The sequence below is a fragment of the Streptomyces sp. TRM68416 genome, assembly GCF_014596915.1.
Lineage (GTDB): Bacteria > Actinomycetota > Actinomycetes > Streptomycetales > Streptomycetaceae > Streptomyces.
Genome location: NZ_JACVWU010000087.1, coordinates 1 through 779 on the forward strand (window position 1 = coordinate 1; position 779 = coordinate 779).

The following is a 779-nucleotide window of genomic DNA, read 5'->3' on the forward strand; positions in this document are numbered from 1 at the left end:
GCCGTCAGGTTCAGGATCGAGCCGTGGCGCTTCTTCGTGCCGCCCATGTCGTAGCTGCCCGCTGCCGGGAGCCGGTAGGTGCCGGGGACGGCGGGGCCGGTCGTCGTGACCGGCAGGTAGCCGCGGCCGGAGGCGTACTGGTCGAGGTAGAGGACCCACTCGTTGCGGTCCCGGAACTTCAGCCACATCGGCCCCTCGACCTGGGAACCGGTCAGGCCGATGCCGGAGAGGTTGCCGAGGTGCGTCCACGTACCGAGGATCGAGTCGCTGCCTTCGAGGGTGATCTGGCCGTCGCCGGAGGCCCGTACGTAGCGGTGGGTGCCGACGCCGGCCGGGACCTCGACGATCTGGGTGTCGATGATCTCCTGGGTGCCGGGGCGTTCGATGTAGGTCTGCGGAGTGGTGATGGTGCGGAAGTCACGGGTGCGGGCGTAGTAGATGCGGTGCTTCGTCGCGCCGTTGAGGGGCTTGTTGGTCGCCCAGTACAGGACGTAGTCGTTGGTGGCCGGGTTCCAGATCGCCTCCGGCGCCCAGGCGTTGCGCCCGTCGGGGATCGCGCCGGCGACGTTGAGCAGCCACGGCTGCGACCAGGTGACCAGGTCCGTCGACTCCCACACCACGAGGCTGCGGCTGCCGTTGTTGATGGCGGTGTTCCAGTCCTGCCCGCAGCCGATGCACAGGTCGGTCGCGATGATCCAGTACTTGTCGCCGCCCGGGGAGCGGACCAGTGCGGGGTCGCGCACGCCGCGCGTGCCGACCGTGGAGCGCAGGGTCGTCCC

At 69.7% G+C, this 779-nt stretch carries 1 protein-coding gene; it reads right to left on the reverse strand.

Going from position 1 to position 779, the window contains the following annotated elements; translation table 11 throughout:
• A partial coding sequence (locus ICC28_RS40035) for a glycoside hydrolase family 43 protein (protein ID WP_188293795.1) occupies nt 1-779 on the reverse strand: 779 nt, incomplete at both ends.